We start from the raw sequence: 16,626 nt of genomic DNA, 5'->3' as shown, positions 1-16,626 counted from the left end.
AACGCGCCGCCGGCCAATGAGCCGCGGCGGCGCGGTTCAGATCGATTTAAGCCCGTGGAACTGGCCGCTCTGGAACACCAGCGGCGAGATCTCGGCGGCATTCTCGTGGATGCCGCAGCGCTCCACTTCGCCGACGAAAATCACGTGATCGCCTTCCTCGTAGCGGCTACGGTTATGGCATTCGAACCACGCTAGCGCACCGTCGAGCACCGGCATGCCGGAGTCGCCCGCCGCATGCGACACGCCTTCGAAGCGGTCACCCTTGACGGTGGCGAAGCGTTTGCACAGATCGAGCTGCGACGCGGCCAGCACATTCACCACGTAATGGCTATTGGACCGGAACACCGGCATCGAGGCCGAGCGCGTGGCGAGACTCCACAGCACCAGCGGCGGGTCGAGCGAAACCGAATTAAACGAACTGGCCGTGATGCCGATCAATTGGCCGGACGCCGCACGCGTTGTAATAACGGTGACGCCGGTGGCGAATTGGCCGAGCGCCTGTTTGAAGGCGTTCTGGTCGAAGTTGGGCGGACTGGCGTGCTTCATCGGCAGGATGCCCCTCGTGCAGACGGGACCCACTCCGGAATGAACCCGTCGCACGCGTGGCCGAAAACAAATGATTCGAAAGTCATAGTGAAAATCGTCGATTTATCCCAATTTTAACTGCAATCGCGGCGAATTGGCCGCGACCCCAGCCGACATGTGGGTAAGCGCACTAAGCTGGAAGGTCCCGGTGGTGGCATGAGCGTTGCGGTAAAGCGGAACCGGCATCGGCCGTTTATGCGTATCTAGGAGCGTGCAGCATGAGTCAGACAGGCGAAGTCGCCACTCTCGGTGGCGGGTGTTTCTGGTGCCTCGAAGCGGTGTATCTGGGCGTCGACGGTGTGAACTCGGTGGAGTCGGGCTATGCGGGCGGCCAGACCCAGCATCCGACCTATGAACAGGTGTGCGACGGCGTGACCGGTCACGCTGAAGTCGTGAACGTCGACTTCGATCCGGCGAAGATCGACTATCGCGAGATTCTGGATATTTTCTTCGCGATCCACGATCCGACGCAGTTGAACCGGCAAGGTAACGACGTTGGCACGCAATACCGGTCGGTGATTTTCACGCACTCGGAAGCGCAGCGTGAGACGGCGTTGCAGGCGATTCGCGAGATCGGCGAGCAGCAGATTTACGACGATCAGATCGTCACCCAGGTGCTGCCGCTGGACGGCAATTACTGGCCGGCCGAGGCCTATCATCAGAACTATTTCGCGCAGCATCCGAATCAGGGCTACTGCTCGTTCGTGGTGGCGCCGAAGGTCGCGAAGTTTCGGCAGAAGTTCGCGCATCGGATCAAGGCGGGTTGAAAGAGAGCGGCCAGCGATGGCCGCTTTTTTCTTATCTGCCGGGGTTTATTGCATTACCGCTTATGGACTATCGCGTTGCGGTTCTTCATGCGGCGGCGCCTGGTCCTCGCGGCCGGCTTCGTGTTCCTCGCGCCCAGCGTCGTGCTCATTCTCATGTTCATGAGCTTGCCGCGCGTACGCTTCGATAATCTCTCGCGCCAACTCCACGCAACTCAGCGGCGCCGACCCCTCCGCCTTATTGTTGATCGCGATCACCACCGGCTGGCCGGCCAGCGCGTAACGCGCGGCGAGTTCGGCGAGCGACGCGCGAGTCGCCGGGTCGTGATCGACCAACTGGTTGAACGGTTCGTACTTGGCTTTCGCCTGTTCGTATTTGAAGCCGCCGTGCAGACTCCAGCGCACGATCAGCGGCCCAGCCGGCTCGCCGTCCAGTAGCGCGAGCGCCGCCGCCTGCCGCAACGGATCCGGCATGCGCGCGTGAATCCCCACGCAATAGCGCACGCCCGCGGTCTTCAGCGTACGGATGAAGCGCGGCGTCAGCAGACTCGCGTCGCGGATTTCGATCGCGTAGCAGGTGCCCTCGGGCAGCGTGGGCAAGGCTATCAAAAACTCGGCCAGACGTTCGATGAACACCGCCGGCTGCGCAAGCATCTGATCCGGCAACGGCGAAAGCTGGAACACCAGCGCGCCGGCCTTCGCGCCGAGTCCTTCGACGCATGGCGTGACGAAGTCGTCGATCGCCATTTGCGCGTTCAGAAAACACGGGTTCAGCGAGACCGGCTCGCCGCGTTCGGCGCGCACGGTGGCGTCGGTGATCGTCATCGGCGCTTTGACGATGAAGCGGAAGTGCTCGGGTACCTGCTGCGCGTAGCGCAAGTACTCGGTGACCGTGAGCGCCTGATAGAACGAACGGTCGATGCTGACCGTCTTCAGCAGCGGATGCGCGCCATAGGCCGTGAGACCTTCGCGCGAGAGTTTGCTGTTGCTGTATTCGTCGCCATAGACGATGCCGTTCCAGCCCGGGAACGACCAGGTGGAGGTGCCGAGGTGGATCTGCGGCGGAAGACTCGCGGCGAGCGCGACGAGTTCGGGCGAGGGCGGGGCGGCGATGACGTCGCGGGCGCGGCGTTTTTTCTTCGGCTCCGCTTCTGCTTGCTCGCGTAACGCTTTTCCAGCCGCCTCACTTGGCGCAGCAGCCACCGCCACACGCGCCACCGGCATCCCGAACAGATCGAACTGCACAGCGTCGCCGTCGGCGTCCACCGCGCCCGCCACTGTCTGCTCAACTTCACTTGTCCCGCTCCGGCCCATCGATCGTCGACCTGCTGTTCAAAGGTTGCGCCGCGCCGGGCCGCTATTGCACGCCGCCGCGGCGCAACCGCATCACAGCGCTTTGTCGTACATATAACGGCGCGACCACGGCAAGGTTTTCGCGCTACGGCCGGCTTTGCGGCACACCACCTGGTAGATCGAGACGTCGTCGGCTTCGAACGCATACGCGCAACCGGCGAGGTACACGCGCCAGATGCGGAATTTTTCGTCGTCGACCAGCGTGCGGGCTTCGTCCGCATGCGCTTCGAAATTGTCCGCCCACAGATCCAGCGTGTGCGCATAGTGACGGCGCAGGCTTTCGACGTCAACCGCTTCGAGCCCGCCGCGCTGCATCGCTTCGAGCGCGAGGCCGATGTGCGGCAGTTCGCCGTCCGGGAACACATAACGATCGATAAACTCGCCGCCGCCCAGCGCAGTCTCGCCGCTGTCGGAATCGCTCGACGTAATACCGTGGTTCATCGCCACGCCGTCATCGACCAGCAGATCGTGAATCTTCTCGAAGTAGCCCGGCAGATTCTTGCGGCCCACGTGCTCGAACATGCCGACGCTGGTAATCCGGTCGAACTGTCCTTCGACGTCGCGATAATCCTGCAGACGAATTTCGATCTGGTCTTCGAGACCCGCGGCTTTCACGCGAGCGGTGGCGAGATCGAACTGGTTCTGCGAGAGCGTCACGCCCACACACTTCGCGCCGAACTTCTGCGCCGCGCGCAGCACGAGCGCGCCCCAGCCGCAGCCGATATCGAGCAGACGCTGCCCGGGCTGCAACTGGATCTTGGTGAGGATGTGATCGATCTTCTTGATCTGCGCGGTGGCGAGATCTTCGTCGCCGTTCTCGAAGTACGCACACGAGTACACCATGTTCTCGTCGAGCCACAGCTTGTAGAACTCGTTCGAGACGTCGTAGTGATACTGGATCGCCTTCTTGTCCGACGCTTTCGAGTGATGGAAATAGCGCCGCACGCGCGCCAGCTTGCTCGCGCTGTTGACGGTATTGCGCGCCAACTGATAGCTGATATTGATGATGTCCGACAGCTTGCCTTCGATGTCGATCTTGCCTTTCACGTACGCCTCGCCGAGATTGTCGAGGCTCGGTTCGAGCAGATAGGGCAGCGCCGTGGCGCTTTTGACATGAAGGGTGACCTGAGGCGCCGCGAACTGCCCGAAGTCATGTTGCTGACCGTCCCACAGCACGAGGCGTGCGGGCAGGTTAGCTTTGGTTTTTACGTCTTCCACCCACTGCGCCAGCTTCTTCTCCCAGAACATGTGATCTCTCCGTGTCCGTTGAATTAAAGCAAAGCTTGTGTGGATCGCAGCCCAGTGCGGCGCAACTCCCTTGCCGCGAGATGCCATCCGGCCGGCGTGCGCCGCTACGTTGGCAGCGCGCGCGACGGCGTTAAATTCCGATTCAGGGCGACAGACGGGAGATTTGCCAGTCGCTGTGTTCGCTTGAACGCGTGTAGAGCAGACGGTCGTGAAGACGCGACGGCCGGCCCTGCCAGAATTCGATTGCTTCGGGTACCAAACGATAGCCGCCCCAATGCGGCGGACGCGGCGGCTGGTCGCCGTAGAGCAGGCTGATTTCGCGTTCGCGTGTTTCGAGTTGCGAGCGGCTTTCAATTACCTGACTCTGATTGGATGCCCATGCACCGATGCGTGAACCGAGCGGACGCGAGGCGAAGTACTTGTCGCTTTCTTCCGCGCTGGTTTTGACAATGCTGCCCTCGATCCGCACCTGGCGTTCGAGTTCGATCCAGTAAAACAGCAGGCTCGCGTACGGATTCGCGGTCAGTTCGCAGCCCTTGCGGCTTTCGTAATTGGTGAAGAACACGAAGCCGCGTTCGTCGACGCCTTTGATCAGCACAATGCGCGCTGACGGCCGGCCGCGCGAGTCGACCGTGGCGAGCGTCATGGTATTCGGCTCGGGGAGTTGGGCGTTGACGGCCTGTTCAAACCACGTATCGAATTGACGAAACGGGTTGCGGTCGACATCGGCAACGTCCAAAGAACCGAGCGAATAGTTGTTTCGAAGATCGGCGAGTGAGGTCATGTTCTTATGCGAACGCTACAGTCAGTCCAGTATAGCTAAGGAGAGAAATCTTTGCGCGCGACCAGGTCAAGGCCTCGCGCCGTACACCAGTGTATTGCGCCATATTCGCGCTCGCTTGCGCTGAGTCACCCTTGCGCCGATAGGGATTGACGCGATCAGGCAAAATACCGGCTGCGAACGCGTGAGCGCCGCACATTTCCGTTTTACCTGTTTCGCCTGATTTCCAACGAGCCCCGCCACCATGTCCAGCCCCACCGCGCAATCCGATCTTACTACCAGCCTCGACGGGAGTGAAACCGCCGACCGCGCGCGGCGCTTCGGCGGTATCGCCCGTCTGTATGGGGCGCCGGCGCTGGCCGCATTCGAAGCGGCGCATGTCGCGGTGATCGGTATTGGCGGCGTGGGGTCGTGGGTGGCCGAAGCGCTCGCGCGCAGCGCGGTCGGCACGCTGACGCTGATCGATCTCGACAACGTGGCCGAGAGCAACACTAACCGGCAGATCCATGCGCTCGACGGCAACTACGGGAAACCGAAAGTCGAAGCCATGGCCGAACGCATCGCGGCGATCAATCCGTATTGCGATGTGCGGCTGATCGAAGACTTCGTCGAGCCGGATAATTTCGCCGCGACGCTCGGCGGCGGCTTTGATTACGTGATCGATGCGATCGACAGCGTGCGCACCAAGACCGCGCTGATCGCGTGGTGCGTCGAGCGGAATCAGCCGTTGATCACGGTGGGCGGCGCGGGTGGGCAACTCGATCCGACGCGCATTCGCATCGACGATCTTGCGCTGACGATCCAGGACCCGTTGCTGTCGAAGGTGCGCGCGCAATTGCGCAAACAGCACAATTTCCCGCGCGGGCCGAAAGCGAAGTTCAAGGTGAGAGCGGTGTATTCCGACGAACCGCTGATCTATCCGGAAGTGGCCGCAGTCGATATCGACGAGGACGCGGAGCAGGTGAACACGTCGCCTGTAGGCCCGGTCGGTTTGAATTGCGCGGGGTTTGGCTCGAGCGTGTGTGTGACCGCGAGCTTTGGATTTGCCGCCGCCGCGCATGTGTTGCGGGCGTTAGGGAAGCCGGCCGCGGCTTGAAGAAACATGCGGTGGCCGCATAGGCTGCCACCGCATTCGGGCATTGCGCGGTTTGTTTAAAACAACGCCGCGCTCAACTTACGCCGCCATTGCGACACCAGCTCCGGCTGATGCGCGGCCAGATCGAACACCGACAGCATCGTCTTGCGGCCGATATCGTCACGGAATGTGCGGTCGCGTTGCACGATCGCCAGCAGATGTTCCAGCGCCCCTTCGTACTTACGATGCGCAATCAGCGCGCTGGCCAGATCGAAGCGCGCTTCGAGATCCGCCGGATCGGCGGCGACTTTGGCTTCGAGTGCGTCCGTGGGCGGCAGGTCCGCGGCGGCATCCACGGCGTCGAGCCGTGTCTTGATCGCGTTGAAACGCGCGTCGATGCCCTGCGTGGTTTTCGGCGACAGCAGATCGACTTCGTTGCGGGCTTCGTCGATCAGGTTGTCTTCGAGCAGCATCTCGATGCGGTCCATGCGCGCTTCGTCGAAACCCGGGTCGTAGGCGAGGGCGGCTTGCAGCGCGTCGTACGCGTCGTCGCGGCGGCCTTCGGCCAGCGCGGTTTGCGCTTCGAGACGCGCCGCGTCCGCGCCTTGCGGTACCAGCCGCTCGATAAACTCGCGCAACTGACCTTCAGGCAGCACGCCGACGAACTGATCGACCGGCCGGCCGTCGGCAAACGCCATGACGTGCGGAATGCTGCGCACCTGGAAGTGCGCGGCCAGCTCCTGGTTTTCGTCCACGTTCACCTTCACCAGCTTCCATTTGCCGGCGGCTTCGGCTTCTAGCTTTTCGAGCATCGGGCCGAGCGTCTTGCACGGGCCGCACCAGGGCGCCCAGAAATCGACCAGCACGGGGGCCAGCGTCGACGCCGTGATGACGTCCTGTTCGAAAGTGGCCAGAGTGGTGTCCATTGCGTCCTCGTCGATAAAACGGTTTGTCATTAAATGGGGCCGGTCGGCGTGGATTCAATACGGCGTGTGCCGACGCGTCTCCTTCGCCGATCAAGCGCCTTTGCGTTCCGGCAGCGGAATCCATTCAGTCTCGCCCGGCACCTTGCCCATCTCCTGATTCGTCCAGGCCAGCTTCGCGGCTTCGATCTTCTCGCGCGAACTGGCGACGAAATTCCACTCGATAAAGCGCTCGCCTTCCAGCTTCTCGCCGCCGAGCAGCATCACGCGCGCGCCGTGCGTGCTGGCGAGTGTGACGGTTTCGTCGAGCGCGAGCACGGCCATCTGACCGACTTCGAGCGGCGTGCCGTCGATCTCCAGATCGCCGTCCACCAGATAGACGCCGCGTTCCTCGTGTTCCGGTTCCAGCGCGAAGGCGCCGCCCGGCGCGAACTCACCGGCCACATACAGCGTGCCGGAGAACGTGACGACCGGCGAGGTCTCGCCGAAAGCGGTGCCCGCGATCACCCGCAGCGTGACGCCGTTACGCTCGACGACCGGCAGCGTGTCGCCGGCATGATGTGAGAACGACGGCTCGATGTCTTCGTCGTCCAGCGGCAACGCGACCCAGGTCTGAATGCCGTGCATGGTCAGGCCGGTCGCGCGGTCTTCTTCCGGCGTGCGTTCGGAATGGACGATGCCGCGGCCCGCGGTCATCCAGTTGACGTCGCCGGGGACGATCTTCTGCTCCGAGCCGAGGCTGTCGCGATGCATGACCGAGCCTTCGAACAGATACGTCACGGTGGCGAGGCCAATATGCGGATGCGGACGCACGTCGAGGCCGACGCCGGGTTCGAGCGTGGCCGGACCCATGTGATCGAAGAAGATGAACGGACCGATCAGACGTGCGGCCATGGCGGGCAGCACACGCCGCACGGTCAGACTGCCGACGTCGCGCAGATGTGGTTTCAGGACTGCTTTGATCGAAGAAGACATGGGCAGGCTCGGCTGGAATTGTGTGGGGATTTTGCTTAATGGATGATTCTACTGCGGAGGGCGTGACGACGACGGTTCGGCGCACCTTGCCGCAGGCTGTCGCAGGTTGACGCTCCGGGAATCCGTAGCAAGGAGCGTTTGTCTCGTGCAAAAGAAAACGGCCGCTTCGTTGTGGAGAGCGGCCGGTTTGTTTGGGCGTTTGCTTGCGCGTTTCGCGCGGTGTGATTCGACAGGTAGACGATCGGGGTGTGAACTTGTGATCTTGTGAGCTTGTGAACGCCACGCTCACGCTGTATGACGCTCCTAACCCCCAACACATCATCACGTCATACGGTTCTTCGCCAACGGCGGATTCGCCGCGAAATAACGCTTGATGCCGTTCATGATCGCGTCGGCCATCTTGTCGCGATACGCGTCGTCGTTCAGGCGGCGTTCTTCATCCGGGTTGCTGATGAAGGCCGTCTCCACGAGGATCGACGGAATGTCCGGCGCCTTCAGCACGGCGAACCCGGCCTGTTCCACCGAGCCCTTGTGCAGCTTGTTGATGCCGCCGATTTCCTTCAGCACGAAGTTACCGTAGCGCATCGAGTCGCGAATCTGCGCGGTGGTCGACATATCGAACAGCGCGCGATTGACGCTGGCGTCGGCGCTCTTGATGTTGATCCCGCCGATCTGATCCGACGAGTTCTCCTTGTTCGCCATCCAGCGCGCCGCGGCGCTCGAGGCGCCGTGGTCGGATAGCGCGAACACCGACGAGCCCTTCGCCTCGGGCGTGGTGAACGCGTCCGCGTGAATCGACACGAACAGGTCCGCGCCGACGCGCCGCGCCTTCTGCACGCGCACGTTCAGCGGCACGAAGAAGTCGGCGTCGCGCGTCATCATGGAGCGCATGTTGGGCTGCGCGTCGATCTTCGCGCGCAGCTTCTTCGCGATGTCGAGCGCGACGTGTTTCTCGTACGTGCCGGAACTGCCGATCGCGCCCGGGTCTTCGCCGCCGTGACCCGGGTCGATCGCGACTGTCAGCAGACGCACCGTGTTGCTCTTGCCGGATTTCGGCGCGGTGAAAGCGTAGTTGTCGTCGCCGCCGTTGTCGTCGTCACCGCCCAGGTTGTTTGCGCTGTTGCCGCCTTTATTGCGAGCAATCGCGGTAGGCGGCGCGACCGGCGCGGTGGGCCTGGCGATGATCGGTGGCATGGGCGTAGGCGCACCATGTACCGGCGGACGCGGCACGTCGTTCGACGAACCGGCGCCAGCGCCGCCGTTCTGCGCATAGCGGTCGAAGAACGCCTCGCTGTTGTCGGCGGTAGGCGGCGTGGTGCCGGGGCCGCTCAGCGTAGCGGGCGGCGCGCTGTTTTCGTTCAGCGTCTGCTGCTTGTGTTCGGTCTGCGCGAGCAGATCCATCAACGGATCGGGCGCGACCGCCGGATACAGGTCGAACACCAGCCGGTACTTGTACGCGCCGACCGGCGGCAGCGTGAACACCTGCGGCTTCACCGAACCCTTCAGGTCGAACACCATGCGCACCACGTGCGGCTGATATTGCCCGACCCGCACCGACGAGATTTGTGGGTCGTTCGGCGTGATCTTCGACACCAGATCCTTCAGCGCCTGATCGAGGTCGAGGCCGCTCAGATCGACCACCAGCCGGTCCGGTCCCTGCAGCAGTTGCTGGGCGTTCTGCAACGGCTGATCGGATTCGATCGTCACGCGGGTGTAGTCGCGCGCCGGCCAGACCCGCACGCCGAGCACCGAGCTGGCCCATGCGAGCCGCGGCGTGACGAGGCCGAGCATCAGCGTGGACGCGCCCGCGCACAGAATCTGCCGACGCCGCCAGTTATGCGAGGCGGTAGCCGCCGATTCGATCGAGCGGAACGGTTTGATCAACATCTTTCGAGACATGCCTTTCCTGATTCGCTATATGCGCGTGCGACGAGTACGCGGCCTTCGCCCGTGTGATCCAGATCGAGCGTGAAGACGAGATCCGGCACGCCCAGGAGACGCCCCGCGCGTTGCGGCCATTCGACGAGGCAGACCGCGCCGCTGTCGACGTACTCCCGAAAGCCCGCATCGGCCCATTCGGCCGGATCGGTGAATCTATACAGATCGAAGTGATAGAGCGTGAGTTCCCCAGCGGGCCGTTCGAGCTCGTAGGGTTCGACGAGGGTGTAGGTGGGACTGCGCACGCGGCCGGTGTGACCGAGACCGCGCAAGGTCGAGCGGACGAGGGTGGTTTTGCCGGCGCCGAGATCGCCGACCAACTGCACTTGCAGCCCGTGAAATGCCGTGTCGCCGTCAGCGCCTGGCGCCGCTTGCCGCGTTTCGCCCGGCGTGCCGCGCAGGCTTTCGATCGCTTGCGCGAAGCGCGCGCCGAAGGCGAGCGTGGCGGCTTCGTCCGCGAGCGCGAAGGTGCGCTCGAGCAGGACTGCAGTGGGCGGTTGGATCGCTTGATCGGGATTGACAGGCATTCTCGTAAAATGGCGTGATGAACCGAAGTCCGGAGTCCCCTGTTTCCAGCACGCCAGCGTCTAACCACGACGCGGGTGCCGAGCGTCCATTCGATGAAGCGGCGCTGAATGCGCTCGCGCTCGACATCAAAAGTTGGGGCCGTGAACTGGGTTTCGGGGCGATCGGCATTAGCGACACCGACCTCTCCACTGCCGAAGCGCCGCTTGCAGCCTGGCTGGAAGCGGGTTGTCACGGCGAGATGGATTATATGGCGAAACACGGGTTGAAACGCGCGCGCCCGGCCGAGCTTGTGGCCGGTACGCGACGTGTGATTACCGCGCGCATCGCCTATTTACCCGCGCAGACATTGAGCGGAAAGGCGCACGAAAGCGCTTTGCAGGACGCGCCGCTCGCTGTGCCGCTCGTTGTGCCGCTCGTGCAGGACTGGCGTGCGGCCGAAACGGCGCGGCTTGCGGATCCGTCGGCGGCGGTGGTGTCGATCTATGCGCGCGGCCGCGATTATCACAAGGTCATGCGTAACCGTTTGCAACAACTTGCCGAGAAAATCGAGGCCGAGATCGGCGCGTTCGGTTACCGCGTATTTACCGATTCGGCGCCCGTGCTCGAGGTAGAACTTGCGCAGAAGGCCGGCATCGGCTGGCGCGGCAAGCACACGCTGCTGCTGCAACGCGATGCGGGCTCGCTGTTTTTCCTCGGCGAAATTTATGTCGACTTGCCGTTGCCGACCGACGCCGAGATCGCGCCCGACGTTGCGCCGGAAACGCCCGGCGCGCATTGCGGCAGTTGCACACGCTGCATCGACGCCTGTCCGACCGGTGCGATCGTCGCGCCGTATAAGGTCGACGCGCGGCTGTGCATCTCCTATCTCACGATCGAATTGAAAGGCAGTATTCCCGTGGAGATGCGGCCGCTGATCGGCAATCGCGTGTATGGCTGCGACGATTGCCAGCTCGTGTGTCCGTGGAACAAGTTCGCGCAGGCGGCGCCGGTCGCCGATTTCGACGTGCGGCATGGGCTGGATCGTGCGCCGCTCGTCGAGCTGTTTGCATGGAGCGCGGAAGACTTCGACACGCGCATGCAGGGCAGCGCGATTCGCCGCATCGGTTACGAAAGCTGGCTGCGCAATCTCGCGGTGGGAATGGGCAATGCGTTGCGCGCGGCGTCGCCGGAAAGCTTGAGCGAGGAGGCGCGCGAGCGCATTGTTGATTCGCTAAGGCTGCGTGCCGACGACCCGTCCGCGGTGGTGCGCGAGCATGTGGAATGGGCTTTGGAAGCGGCGTAAAGTAGCGGCATTCCGCGCCAGTCAGGGAGCAGGTAACCATGTTCAACGCAGTGATCGATGCGCCGTTCGGCAAAGTCGGCATTCGCCTCGAAGGCGACGCCGTGCGCGAGATCGTCTATCTGCCGGAGTCGATCGAGAACGTCGCGCCGGACACGCCGTTGGCCCGGCAAGCGGTCGAGCAGATCGAACGGTATTTCGAGCAGGCGTCCGCCACCTTCGAATTGCCGCTCGCGCCGGTCGGCACTGCGTTCCAGCAGCGCGTCTGGCAGGCGATCAGCGCAATTCCTCCGGGCGTCGTGCTGACTTACGGGCAACTGGCGAAGCAGGTGGGCAGCGTGCCGCGCGCGGTCGGGCAAGCATGCGGTTCGAACTATTTCCCGATCGTGATTCCGTGTCATCGGGTGGTCGGCTCGGGCGACATCGGCGGTTTCGCGCATCATGCCGGCGACGGTTTCTTTCGCAACGTCAAACGCTGGCTTCTCAAGCATGAAGGCATTCCCTACGCATGAGCGATACCCTGGCTGACGGCGCGAGCCTCGCGTCGCCTCTGTTCGCGGCGAGTTCCGCCTCGATCGACGCATTCTGCGACGCGCTGTGGCTCGAACACGGCCTGTCGCGCAACACGCTCGACGCGTATCGCCGCGATCTGCGTCTGTTCTGCGAATGGCTGGCGCAGACCCGCAACACGTCGCTCGATATTGCCGGCGAAGCCGATCTCAACGCATATAGCGCCGCGCGTCAGAAGGACAAATCGACGTCGGCGAACCGCCGGCTTTCGGTGTTTCGGCGGTATTACGCGTGGGCGGTGCGCGAACATCGCGCGAAGGTCGATCCGACGCTGCGCATCCGCTCCGCAAAACAGCCGCCGCGTTTTCCGTCGACGCTGAGCGAGGCGCAAGTCGAAGCGCTGCTCGGCGCGCCCGATGTCGCCACGCCCTTAGGTTTGCGCGACCGCACGATGCTGGAACTGATGTACGCGAGCGGTCTGCGTGTCACGGAACTCGTCACGCTGAAGACCGTGGAAGTGGGCCTGAACGAAGGCGTGGTGCGCGTGATGGGCAAGGGCTCGAAGGAGCGTCTGATTCCGTTCGGCGAAGAGGCGCATGGCTGGATCGAACGTTATCTGCGCGAGGCGCGGCCGGCGCTGCTCGGCGCGCGCGCCACGGACGCGCTGTTCGTGACGAGCCGCGCGGAGGGCATGACGCGTCAGCAGTTCTGGAACATCATCAAGCGGCATGCGGTGGCGGCGAATGTGCATGCGCCGTTGTCGCCGCACACGTTGCGGCATGCGTTCGCGACGCACCTGCTCAACCATGGCGCCGATCTGCGCGTCGTGCAATTGCTGCTCGGACATACCGACATCTCGACCACGCAGATTTACACGCACGTGGCGCGCGAGCGGTTGAAGTCGCTGCACGCGGAGCATCATCCGCGTGGGTGAGGTGGTGTGGCGCCCGCAGCGGCGCGTCGGTTGTCGCTTCAGAGATACTCGCGCAACCGGTGCTTGAGAATCTTGCCGGTCGAAGCGGCGGGTAACGCGGCAAGCACTTTCACTTCGGCCGGGCGCTTATACGGCGCGAGCCGCTCGCCGCACCACGCAATCAGCTCAGCCGCCGTCACCTTCGCGCCCGCGATCAATTCGACGAACGCGACCACTTCCTCATTACCCTCGACCGCCCGCCCGATCACCGCCGACTGAACGACCTGCGGATGCGCGTTCAACGCATGCTCGACTTCGGCTGGATACACGTTGAAGCCCGAGCGGATGATCAGCTCCTTGCTGCGCCCGACGATATGCAACGCGCCGTCCGCGTCCTGGCGCGCGAGATCGCCGGTCTTGAGCCAGCCGTCTTCAGTCACGGCGACACGCGTTTGCTCCGGATTGCGGTAATAGCCGAGCATCACGTTCGGGCCACGCACCCACAACTCGCCGATCTCGCCGGGCGCGGCATCCACACCGTCGAGTCCGACGAAGCGCACCTCGACGCCCGGAATGACCTCGCCAACCGAGCAGTCGCTACGCGGCCGGTCGAGCATGGTGTGCGAGACGGTCGGGCTGCTTTCGGTCATACCGTAGCCGTTGTGCAGCGGCAGACCGTAGACGGCTTCGACCTGCGACTTCAGCGCGGCGTCGAGCGGCGAGCCGCCCGAGTAGGCGAAGCGCAGACGCGGCGCGGACCACGCATGGCCGTGCGTCTGCAGATGTTCGAGCAGCTTGGCGTGCATGGCCGGCACGCCCTGGAAGATCGACACGCGTTCGTCGGCGAGCGCGCGACGCACGGCTTCCGGCGCGAAGCGCGGCGCGAGCCGCAAGGTCGCGCCCGCGTGCAGGCTGCCGAGACACACCGACGCGAAACCGTACACGTGCGAGATGGGCAGCACGGCGTAGACGACGTCGTCAGGGCCGACGTTGCGCAGGCGGCTCGACACCGACGCGATGAACATCAAGTTGCGATGCGACAGCATCACGCCCTTCGGCGCGCCGGTGGTGCCGGTGGTGTAGATCAGCGCGGCGCATTGGCGGTGGTTGGCGGCTTCGACGGGTTCGGCCTGCACGTTGGCCTCGACCGTGTAGGACCACGCGCCGATGTCCGGTGTAAACGCCGGCGCTGCGATCGCCTGATGACGCACGGCATGCTGCTCGGCGTCCTTCGAACTTTCCACCGCGTACGCGACCACGCGGGGCTGCGCGTGCGCACGGATCGAGTCGAGTTCCGCAGCGGACAGGCGCGCGTTCGACACCAGCGCCCACGCGTCCAGCTTCGCCGTGGCGAACAGCAGCACGATCTGCGCGATGCTGTTTTCCGCGACGATCATCACGCGGTCGCCGCCACGTACGCCCGATTCGCGCAGCAGCGCGGCGGCGGCTTCGACGGCGGCCAGCAGTTGCGCGCTGGTGAGACGGCGCGCATCTTCGATCAGCGCAACGTGCTGCGGATCGCGGGCGGCGGCGAGCGCCGGAATCTCGGCGATGCGCGCGGGCAGGGCGGCGAGCAAGGCGGGGATGTCGATCGTGGAACGGGGGGAGGACTCGAGGCTCAACGCTGTCTCCGTGCAACATGGTTGCGGTTAGCGATTCGGTGCCCAACGTGCGGTGCGTCGGACGATTTGCGAACGATCGTGCCACAATCGCCGGACCCGCACAATTGGCCGTTCGGCAAATAGCCGTTGTGCAAACTCGCCATTACAATGCGCCGATGAGCAAATCCAGACACGTTTCCGAAACGCCGGCCACGCAGTTTCTGCGCCGCCATGGCGTCGCGTTCGGCGAACATCCTTACGATTATGTCGAACACGGCGGCACCGGCGAATCGGCGCGCCAGCTCGGCGTAGACGAACATCATGTCGTGAAGACGCTGGTCATGGAAGACGAACACGCCAAGCCGCTGATCGTGCTGATGCACGGCGACCGGACCGTCAGCACCAAGAACCTCGCGCGGCAGATCGGCGCGAAGCGCGTCGAGCCGTGCAAGCCCGAGGTGGCGAACCGGCACTCCGGCTATCTGATCGGCGGAACCTCGCCGTTCGGGACGCGCAAGGCGATGCGTGTGTACGTCGAGTCGAGCATTCTCGAGATGGACACGGTCTGGCTGAACGGCGGGCGGCGCGGATTCCTGGTCAGTATCGAGCCGAAGGTGCTGACCGGTCTGCTGGCCGCGAAGGCGGTTCAGTGCGCGAGCGTCGATTGACGTTTGCCTGAATGTTTTCCGGGCGGGCGGGTTGGGTAGAATGTGCGCCGCTTTGTCGTCCGCTGTGTTTGCGGGTGTGTCTGTCCGTTGCACGCCTTGTTGTATGCCCTGTTGCGGTTGGGGTATCGAGTTTCAGACCGCCGATCCTTATAAGAGTCCCTTGATGCAAAACCTGATCGTTGCTGTCGTTGCCTACCTGATCGGTTCGCTGTCGTTTGCCGTGATCGTCAGCAAAGCGATGGGCCTCGACGACCCCCGCTCGTACGGCTCGGGCAATCCGGGCGCTACCAACGTGCTGCGCAGCGGCAGCAAGAAGGCCGCGATTCTCACGCTGATCGGCGACGCCTTCAAGGGCTGGCTGCCGGTGTGGGTCGTGGTGCACTTCGGCGCGCGTTTTGGGCTCGACGATACGTCGGTGGCGATCGCGTCGATCGCGGTGTTTCTCGGCCACCTGTATCCGGTTTTCTTCCGCTTCAAGGGCGGCAAAGGCGTGGCCACTGCCGCGGGCGTGCTGCTCGCGATCAATCCGATTCTCGGTATCGCTACGCTGCTTACGTGGCTGATCGTGGCGTTCTTCACGCGCTATTCGTCGCTGGCCGCGTTGGCTGCGGCGGTGTTCGCGCCGCTGTTCGATGGCTTTCTGTTCGGGCCGCACATTATCGCGCTGGCGATCGTGGTGATGAGCACGCTGCTGGTGTGGCGTCATCGCGGCAATATCGCCAAGCTGATGCGCGGGCAGGAAAGCCGGATCGGCGCCAAGAAGGCGGAGGCGGCCGCGAGTCCGGCGGCGGGGAATGATCGTTGAGGGTGAAGCCGAGGGGTGTGGCGGGTTGTTGAGTGTGGGCGCACTCTGCGCCTCCTCCAAGGCTGGGGTGACGCGTGGGCGGTGGGCTGCTAGCGCTTTGTCGACACCGCCGCGCATAAGTCGCGCGGCGCCTTCGCGGCCGTGCCGCCCGGCGGGCGCCTGGTTACCCAGGCGCCCATCCGCGTAACTGACGCTCAGTCGCGGAAGTTGTTGAAGTCGAGCGGCGTGTCGGTCACGTCTTTGCGCAGCATCGCGATCACGCTTTGCAGATCGTCGCGCTTGCCGCCGGTAATGCGCACCGCGTCGCCCTGAATGCTCGCCTGGACCTTGATCTTGCTGTCCTTGACGAGGCGCACGATTTTCTTCGACAGGTCGCCGGACACGCCCTTCTTGATCTTGATGACCTGCTTGACCTTGTCGCCGCCGATCTTCTCGGTCTTGCCGTAGTCGAGGAAGCGCACGTCCACGTTGCGCTTGGCCATTTTGGACAGCAGCACGTCGGTCACCTGGCCGAGCTTGAAGTCATCGTCCGCGTAGGCGGTGATTTCGTTTTCCTTGTGTTCGACGCGCGCGTCCGACCCTTTGAAGTCGAAGCGGGTTGAGATTTCCTTGTTGGACTGCTCGATCGCGTTCTTCACTTCAATCATGTCTGCTTCACAGACGACGTCAAACGATGGCAT

17 protein-coding genes are annotated in these 16,626 nt (G+C 63.6%); 7 read left to right on the top strand and 10 right to left on the bottom strand.

Translation table 11 applies throughout. The annotated features are described in order from the left end of the window. Positions 1 to 36: 36 nt before the first annotated feature. A complete protein-coding gene (locus tag HWY05_RS14315) occupies positions 37 to 546 on the bottom strand; it encodes a flavin reductase family protein (protein ID WP_035548252.1) in 510 nt (169 codons plus the stop codon). Positions 547 to 803: 257 nt separating this feature from the next. On the opposite strand from HWY05_RS14315, the gene msrA reads away from it, so the two are divergent. Continuing rightward, the gene (gene msrA / locus HWY05_RS14310) at positions 804 to 1,352 is read left to right on the top strand and encodes a peptide-methionine (S)-S-oxide reductase MsrA (RefSeq protein WP_176058752.1); all 549 of its coding nucleotides are present in this window, start codon (positions 804 to 806) and stop codon (positions 1,350 to 1,352) included. A gap of 60 nt (positions 1,353 to 1,412) precedes the next feature. Here the strand turns inward: msrA and HWY05_RS14305 are convergent, their stop codons facing one another. The 3 genes from HWY05_RS14305 to pdxH form a co-directional block, all read right to left on the bottom strand. Further along, positions 1,413 to 2,663, bottom strand: coding sequence for a DUF72 domain-containing protein (locus tag HWY05_RS14305; protein ID WP_176058751.1), 1,251 nt, complete (start codon positions 2,661 to 2,663; stop codon positions 1,413 to 1,415). Positions 2,664 to 2,735: 72 nt separating this feature from the next. Next, positions 2,736 to 3,950, bottom strand: a complete 1,215-nt coding sequence (locus HWY05_RS14300; protein WP_035548244.1) for a cyclopropane-fatty-acyl-phospholipid synthase family protein — start codon at positions 3,948 to 3,950, stop codon at positions 2,736 to 2,738. A gap of 142 nt (positions 3,951 to 4,092) precedes the next feature. Next, complete coding sequence (gene pdxH / locus HWY05_RS14295) at positions 4,093 to 4,734, bottom strand: pyridoxamine 5'-phosphate oxidase (RefSeq protein ID WP_035548241.1); 642 nt, start codon at positions 4,732 to 4,734, stop codon at positions 4,093 to 4,095. Positions 4,735 to 4,975: 241 nt separating this feature from the next. Here pdxH and tcdA point away from each other — a divergent pair, with 241 nt between their 5' ends. After that, positions 4,976 to 5,827 (top strand): tRNA cyclic N6-threonylcarbamoyladenosine(37) synthase TcdA, encoded by an 852-nt coding sequence (tcdA, locus tag HWY05_RS14290; RefSeq protein WP_176058750.1) that lies wholly within the window; start codon positions 4,976 to 4,978, stop codon positions 5,825 to 5,827. A gap of 56 nt (positions 5,828 to 5,883) precedes the next feature. Here tcdA and trxA read toward each other — a convergent pair whose 3' ends face one another. From trxA to tsaE, 4 genes are all read right to left on the bottom strand, one after another. Then, positions 5,884 to 6,732 carry a thioredoxin gene (trxA, locus tag HWY05_RS14285; RefSeq protein ID WP_035549467.1) on the bottom strand — a complete coding sequence of 283 codons (849 nt, stop codon included), beginning with the start codon at positions 6,730 to 6,732 and terminating at the stop codon, positions 5,884 to 5,886. Positions 6,733 to 6,822: 90 nt separating this feature from the next. Continuing rightward, positions 6,823 to 7,704: a pirin family protein gene (locus tag HWY05_RS14280; protein WP_176058749.1), complete on the bottom strand. Its 882-nt coding sequence runs from the start codon at positions 7,702 to 7,704 to the stop codon at positions 6,823 to 6,825. Positions 7,705 to 8,025: 321 nt separating this feature from the next. Then, positions 8,026 to 9,603, bottom strand: coding sequence for an N-acetylmuramoyl-L-alanine amidase (locus HWY05_RS14275; protein ID WP_176058748.1), 1,578 nt, complete (start codon positions 9,601 to 9,603; stop codon positions 8,026 to 8,028). Beyond that, positions 9,585 to 10,169 (bottom strand): tRNA (adenosine(37)-N6)-threonylcarbamoyltransferase complex ATPase subunit type 1 TsaE, encoded by a 585-nt coding sequence (gene tsaE / locus HWY05_RS14270; RefSeq protein ID WP_176058747.1) that lies wholly within the window; start codon positions 10,167 to 10,169, stop codon positions 9,585 to 9,587. The genes HWY05_RS14275 and tsaE overlap by 19 nt, the downstream gene beginning before the upstream one ends. A 17-nt stretch (positions 10,170 to 10,186) precedes the next feature. Between tsaE and queG the strand changes: the two genes are divergently transcribed. Genes queG through xerD form a run of 3 tightly spaced genes read left to right on the top strand, consistent with a single transcriptional unit; the run spans position 10,187 to position 12,893 of the window. Then, complete coding sequence (gene queG, locus HWY05_RS14265) at positions 10,187 to 11,452, top strand: tRNA epoxyqueuosine(34) reductase QueG (RefSeq protein WP_176058746.1); 1,266 nt, start codon at positions 10,187 to 10,189, stop codon at positions 11,450 to 11,452. 38 nt (positions 11,453 to 11,490) lie between these two features. Next, on the top strand, positions 11,491 to 11,961 hold the full coding sequence (locus tag HWY05_RS14260; protein WP_035548223.1) for a methylated-DNA--[protein]-cysteine S-methyltransferase: 471 nt from the start codon (positions 11,491 to 11,493) through the stop codon (positions 11,959 to 11,961). Next, positions 11,958 to 12,893, top strand: a complete 936-nt coding sequence (gene xerD / locus HWY05_RS14255) for a site-specific tyrosine recombinase XerD (RefSeq protein WP_176058745.1) — start codon at positions 11,958 to 11,960, stop codon at positions 12,891 to 12,893. Before HWY05_RS14260 ends, xerD begins: the two co-directional genes overlap by 4 nt. A gap of 38 nt (positions 12,894 to 12,931) precedes the next feature. Here the strand turns inward: xerD and HWY05_RS14250 are convergent, their stop codons facing one another. Next, a complete protein-coding gene (locus HWY05_RS14250) occupies positions 12,932 to 14,494 on the bottom strand; it encodes an AMP-binding protein (protein WP_176058744.1) in 1,563 nt (520 codons plus the stop codon). 155 nt (positions 14,495 to 14,649) lie between these two features. Between HWY05_RS14250 and ybaK the strand changes: the two genes are divergently transcribed. Next, positions 14,650 to 15,141, top strand: coding sequence for a Cys-tRNA(Pro) deacylase (ybaK, locus tag HWY05_RS14245; protein WP_176058743.1), 492 nt, complete (start codon positions 14,650 to 14,652; stop codon positions 15,139 to 15,141). 163 nt (positions 15,142 to 15,304) lie between these two features. Then, entirely contained in the window at positions 15,305 to 15,946 is a 642-nt protein-coding gene (gene plsY / locus HWY05_RS14240) for a glycerol-3-phosphate 1-O-acyltransferase PlsY (RefSeq protein ID WP_035548212.1), read from the top strand. Between the two features lie 194 nt (positions 15,947 to 16,140). Here the strand turns inward: plsY and HWY05_RS14235 are convergent, their stop codons facing one another. Further along, the gene (locus HWY05_RS14235) at positions 16,141 to 16,626 is read right to left on the bottom strand and encodes a YajQ family cyclic di-GMP-binding protein (RefSeq protein WP_035548209.1); all 486 of its coding nucleotides are present in this window, start codon (positions 16,624 to 16,626) and stop codon (positions 16,141 to 16,143) included.

Source organism: Paraburkholderia sp. BCC1876, from assembly GCF_902833695.1.
Taxonomy (GTDB): domain Bacteria; phylum Pseudomonadota; class Gammaproteobacteria; order Burkholderiales; family Burkholderiaceae; genus Paraburkholderia.
The sequence above is the reverse complement of the archived record's forward strand: the minus strand, read 5'-3'. Positions and strand labels throughout refer to the sequence as shown.

What these genes read in the sequence shown, in the direction of transcription:
- HWY05_RS14315 (WP_035548252.1), bottom strand. Translation starts at nt 546, where the DNA reads ATGAAGCACGCCAGTCCGCCCAACTTCGACCAGAACGCCTTCAAACAG.
- msrA (WP_176058752.1), top strand. Translation starts at nt 804, where the DNA reads ATGAGTCAGACAGGCGAAGTCGCCACTCTCGGTGGCGGGTGTTTCTGG.
- HWY05_RS14305 (WP_176058751.1), bottom strand. Translation starts at nt 2,663, where the DNA reads ATGGGCCGGAGCGGGACAAGTGAAGTTGAGCAGACAGTGGCGGGCGCG.
- HWY05_RS14300 (WP_035548244.1), bottom strand. Translation starts at nt 3,950, where the DNA reads ATGTTCTGGGAGAAGAAGCTGGCGCAGTGGGTGGAAGACGTAAAAACC.
- pdxH (WP_035548241.1), bottom strand. Translation starts at nt 4,734, where the DNA reads ATGACCTCACTCGCCGATCTTCGAAACAACTATTCGCTCGGTTCTTTG.
- tcdA (WP_176058750.1), top strand. Translation starts at nt 4,976, where the DNA reads ATGTCCAGCCCCACCGCGCAATCCGATCTTACTACCAGCCTCGACGGG.
- trxA (WP_035549467.1), bottom strand. Translation starts at nt 6,732, where the DNA reads ATGGACACCACTCTGGCCACTTTCGAACAGGACGTCATCACGGCGTCG.
- HWY05_RS14280 (WP_176058749.1), bottom strand. Translation starts at nt 7,704, where the DNA reads ATGTCTTCTTCGATCAAAGCAGTCCTGAAACCACATCTGCGCGACGTC.
- HWY05_RS14275 (WP_176058748.1), bottom strand. Translation starts at nt 9,603, where the DNA reads ATGTCTCGAAAGATGTTGATCAAACCGTTCCGCTCGATCGAATCGGCG.
- tsaE (WP_176058747.1), bottom strand. Translation starts at nt 10,169, where the DNA reads ATGCCTGTCAATCCCGATCAAGCGATCCAACCGCCCACTGCAGTCCTG.
- queG (WP_176058746.1), top strand. Translation starts at nt 10,187, where the DNA reads ATGAACCGAAGTCCGGAGTCCCCTGTTTCCAGCACGCCAGCGTCTAAC.
- HWY05_RS14260 (WP_035548223.1), top strand. Translation starts at nt 11,491, where the DNA reads ATGTTCAACGCAGTGATCGATGCGCCGTTCGGCAAAGTCGGCATTCGC.
- xerD (WP_176058745.1), top strand. Translation starts at nt 11,958, where the DNA reads ATGAGCGATACCCTGGCTGACGGCGCGAGCCTCGCGTCGCCTCTGTTC.
- ybaK (WP_176058743.1), top strand. Translation starts at nt 14,650, where the DNA reads ATGAGCAAATCCAGACACGTTTCCGAAACGCCGGCCACGCAGTTTCTG.
- plsY (WP_035548212.1), top strand. Translation starts at nt 15,305, where the DNA reads ATGCAAAACCTGATCGTTGCTGTCGTTGCCTACCTGATCGGTTCGCTG.
- HWY05_RS14235 (WP_035548209.1), bottom strand. Translation starts at nt 16,626, where the DNA reads ATGCCATCGTTTGACGTCGTCTGTGAAGCAGACATGATTGAAGTGAAG.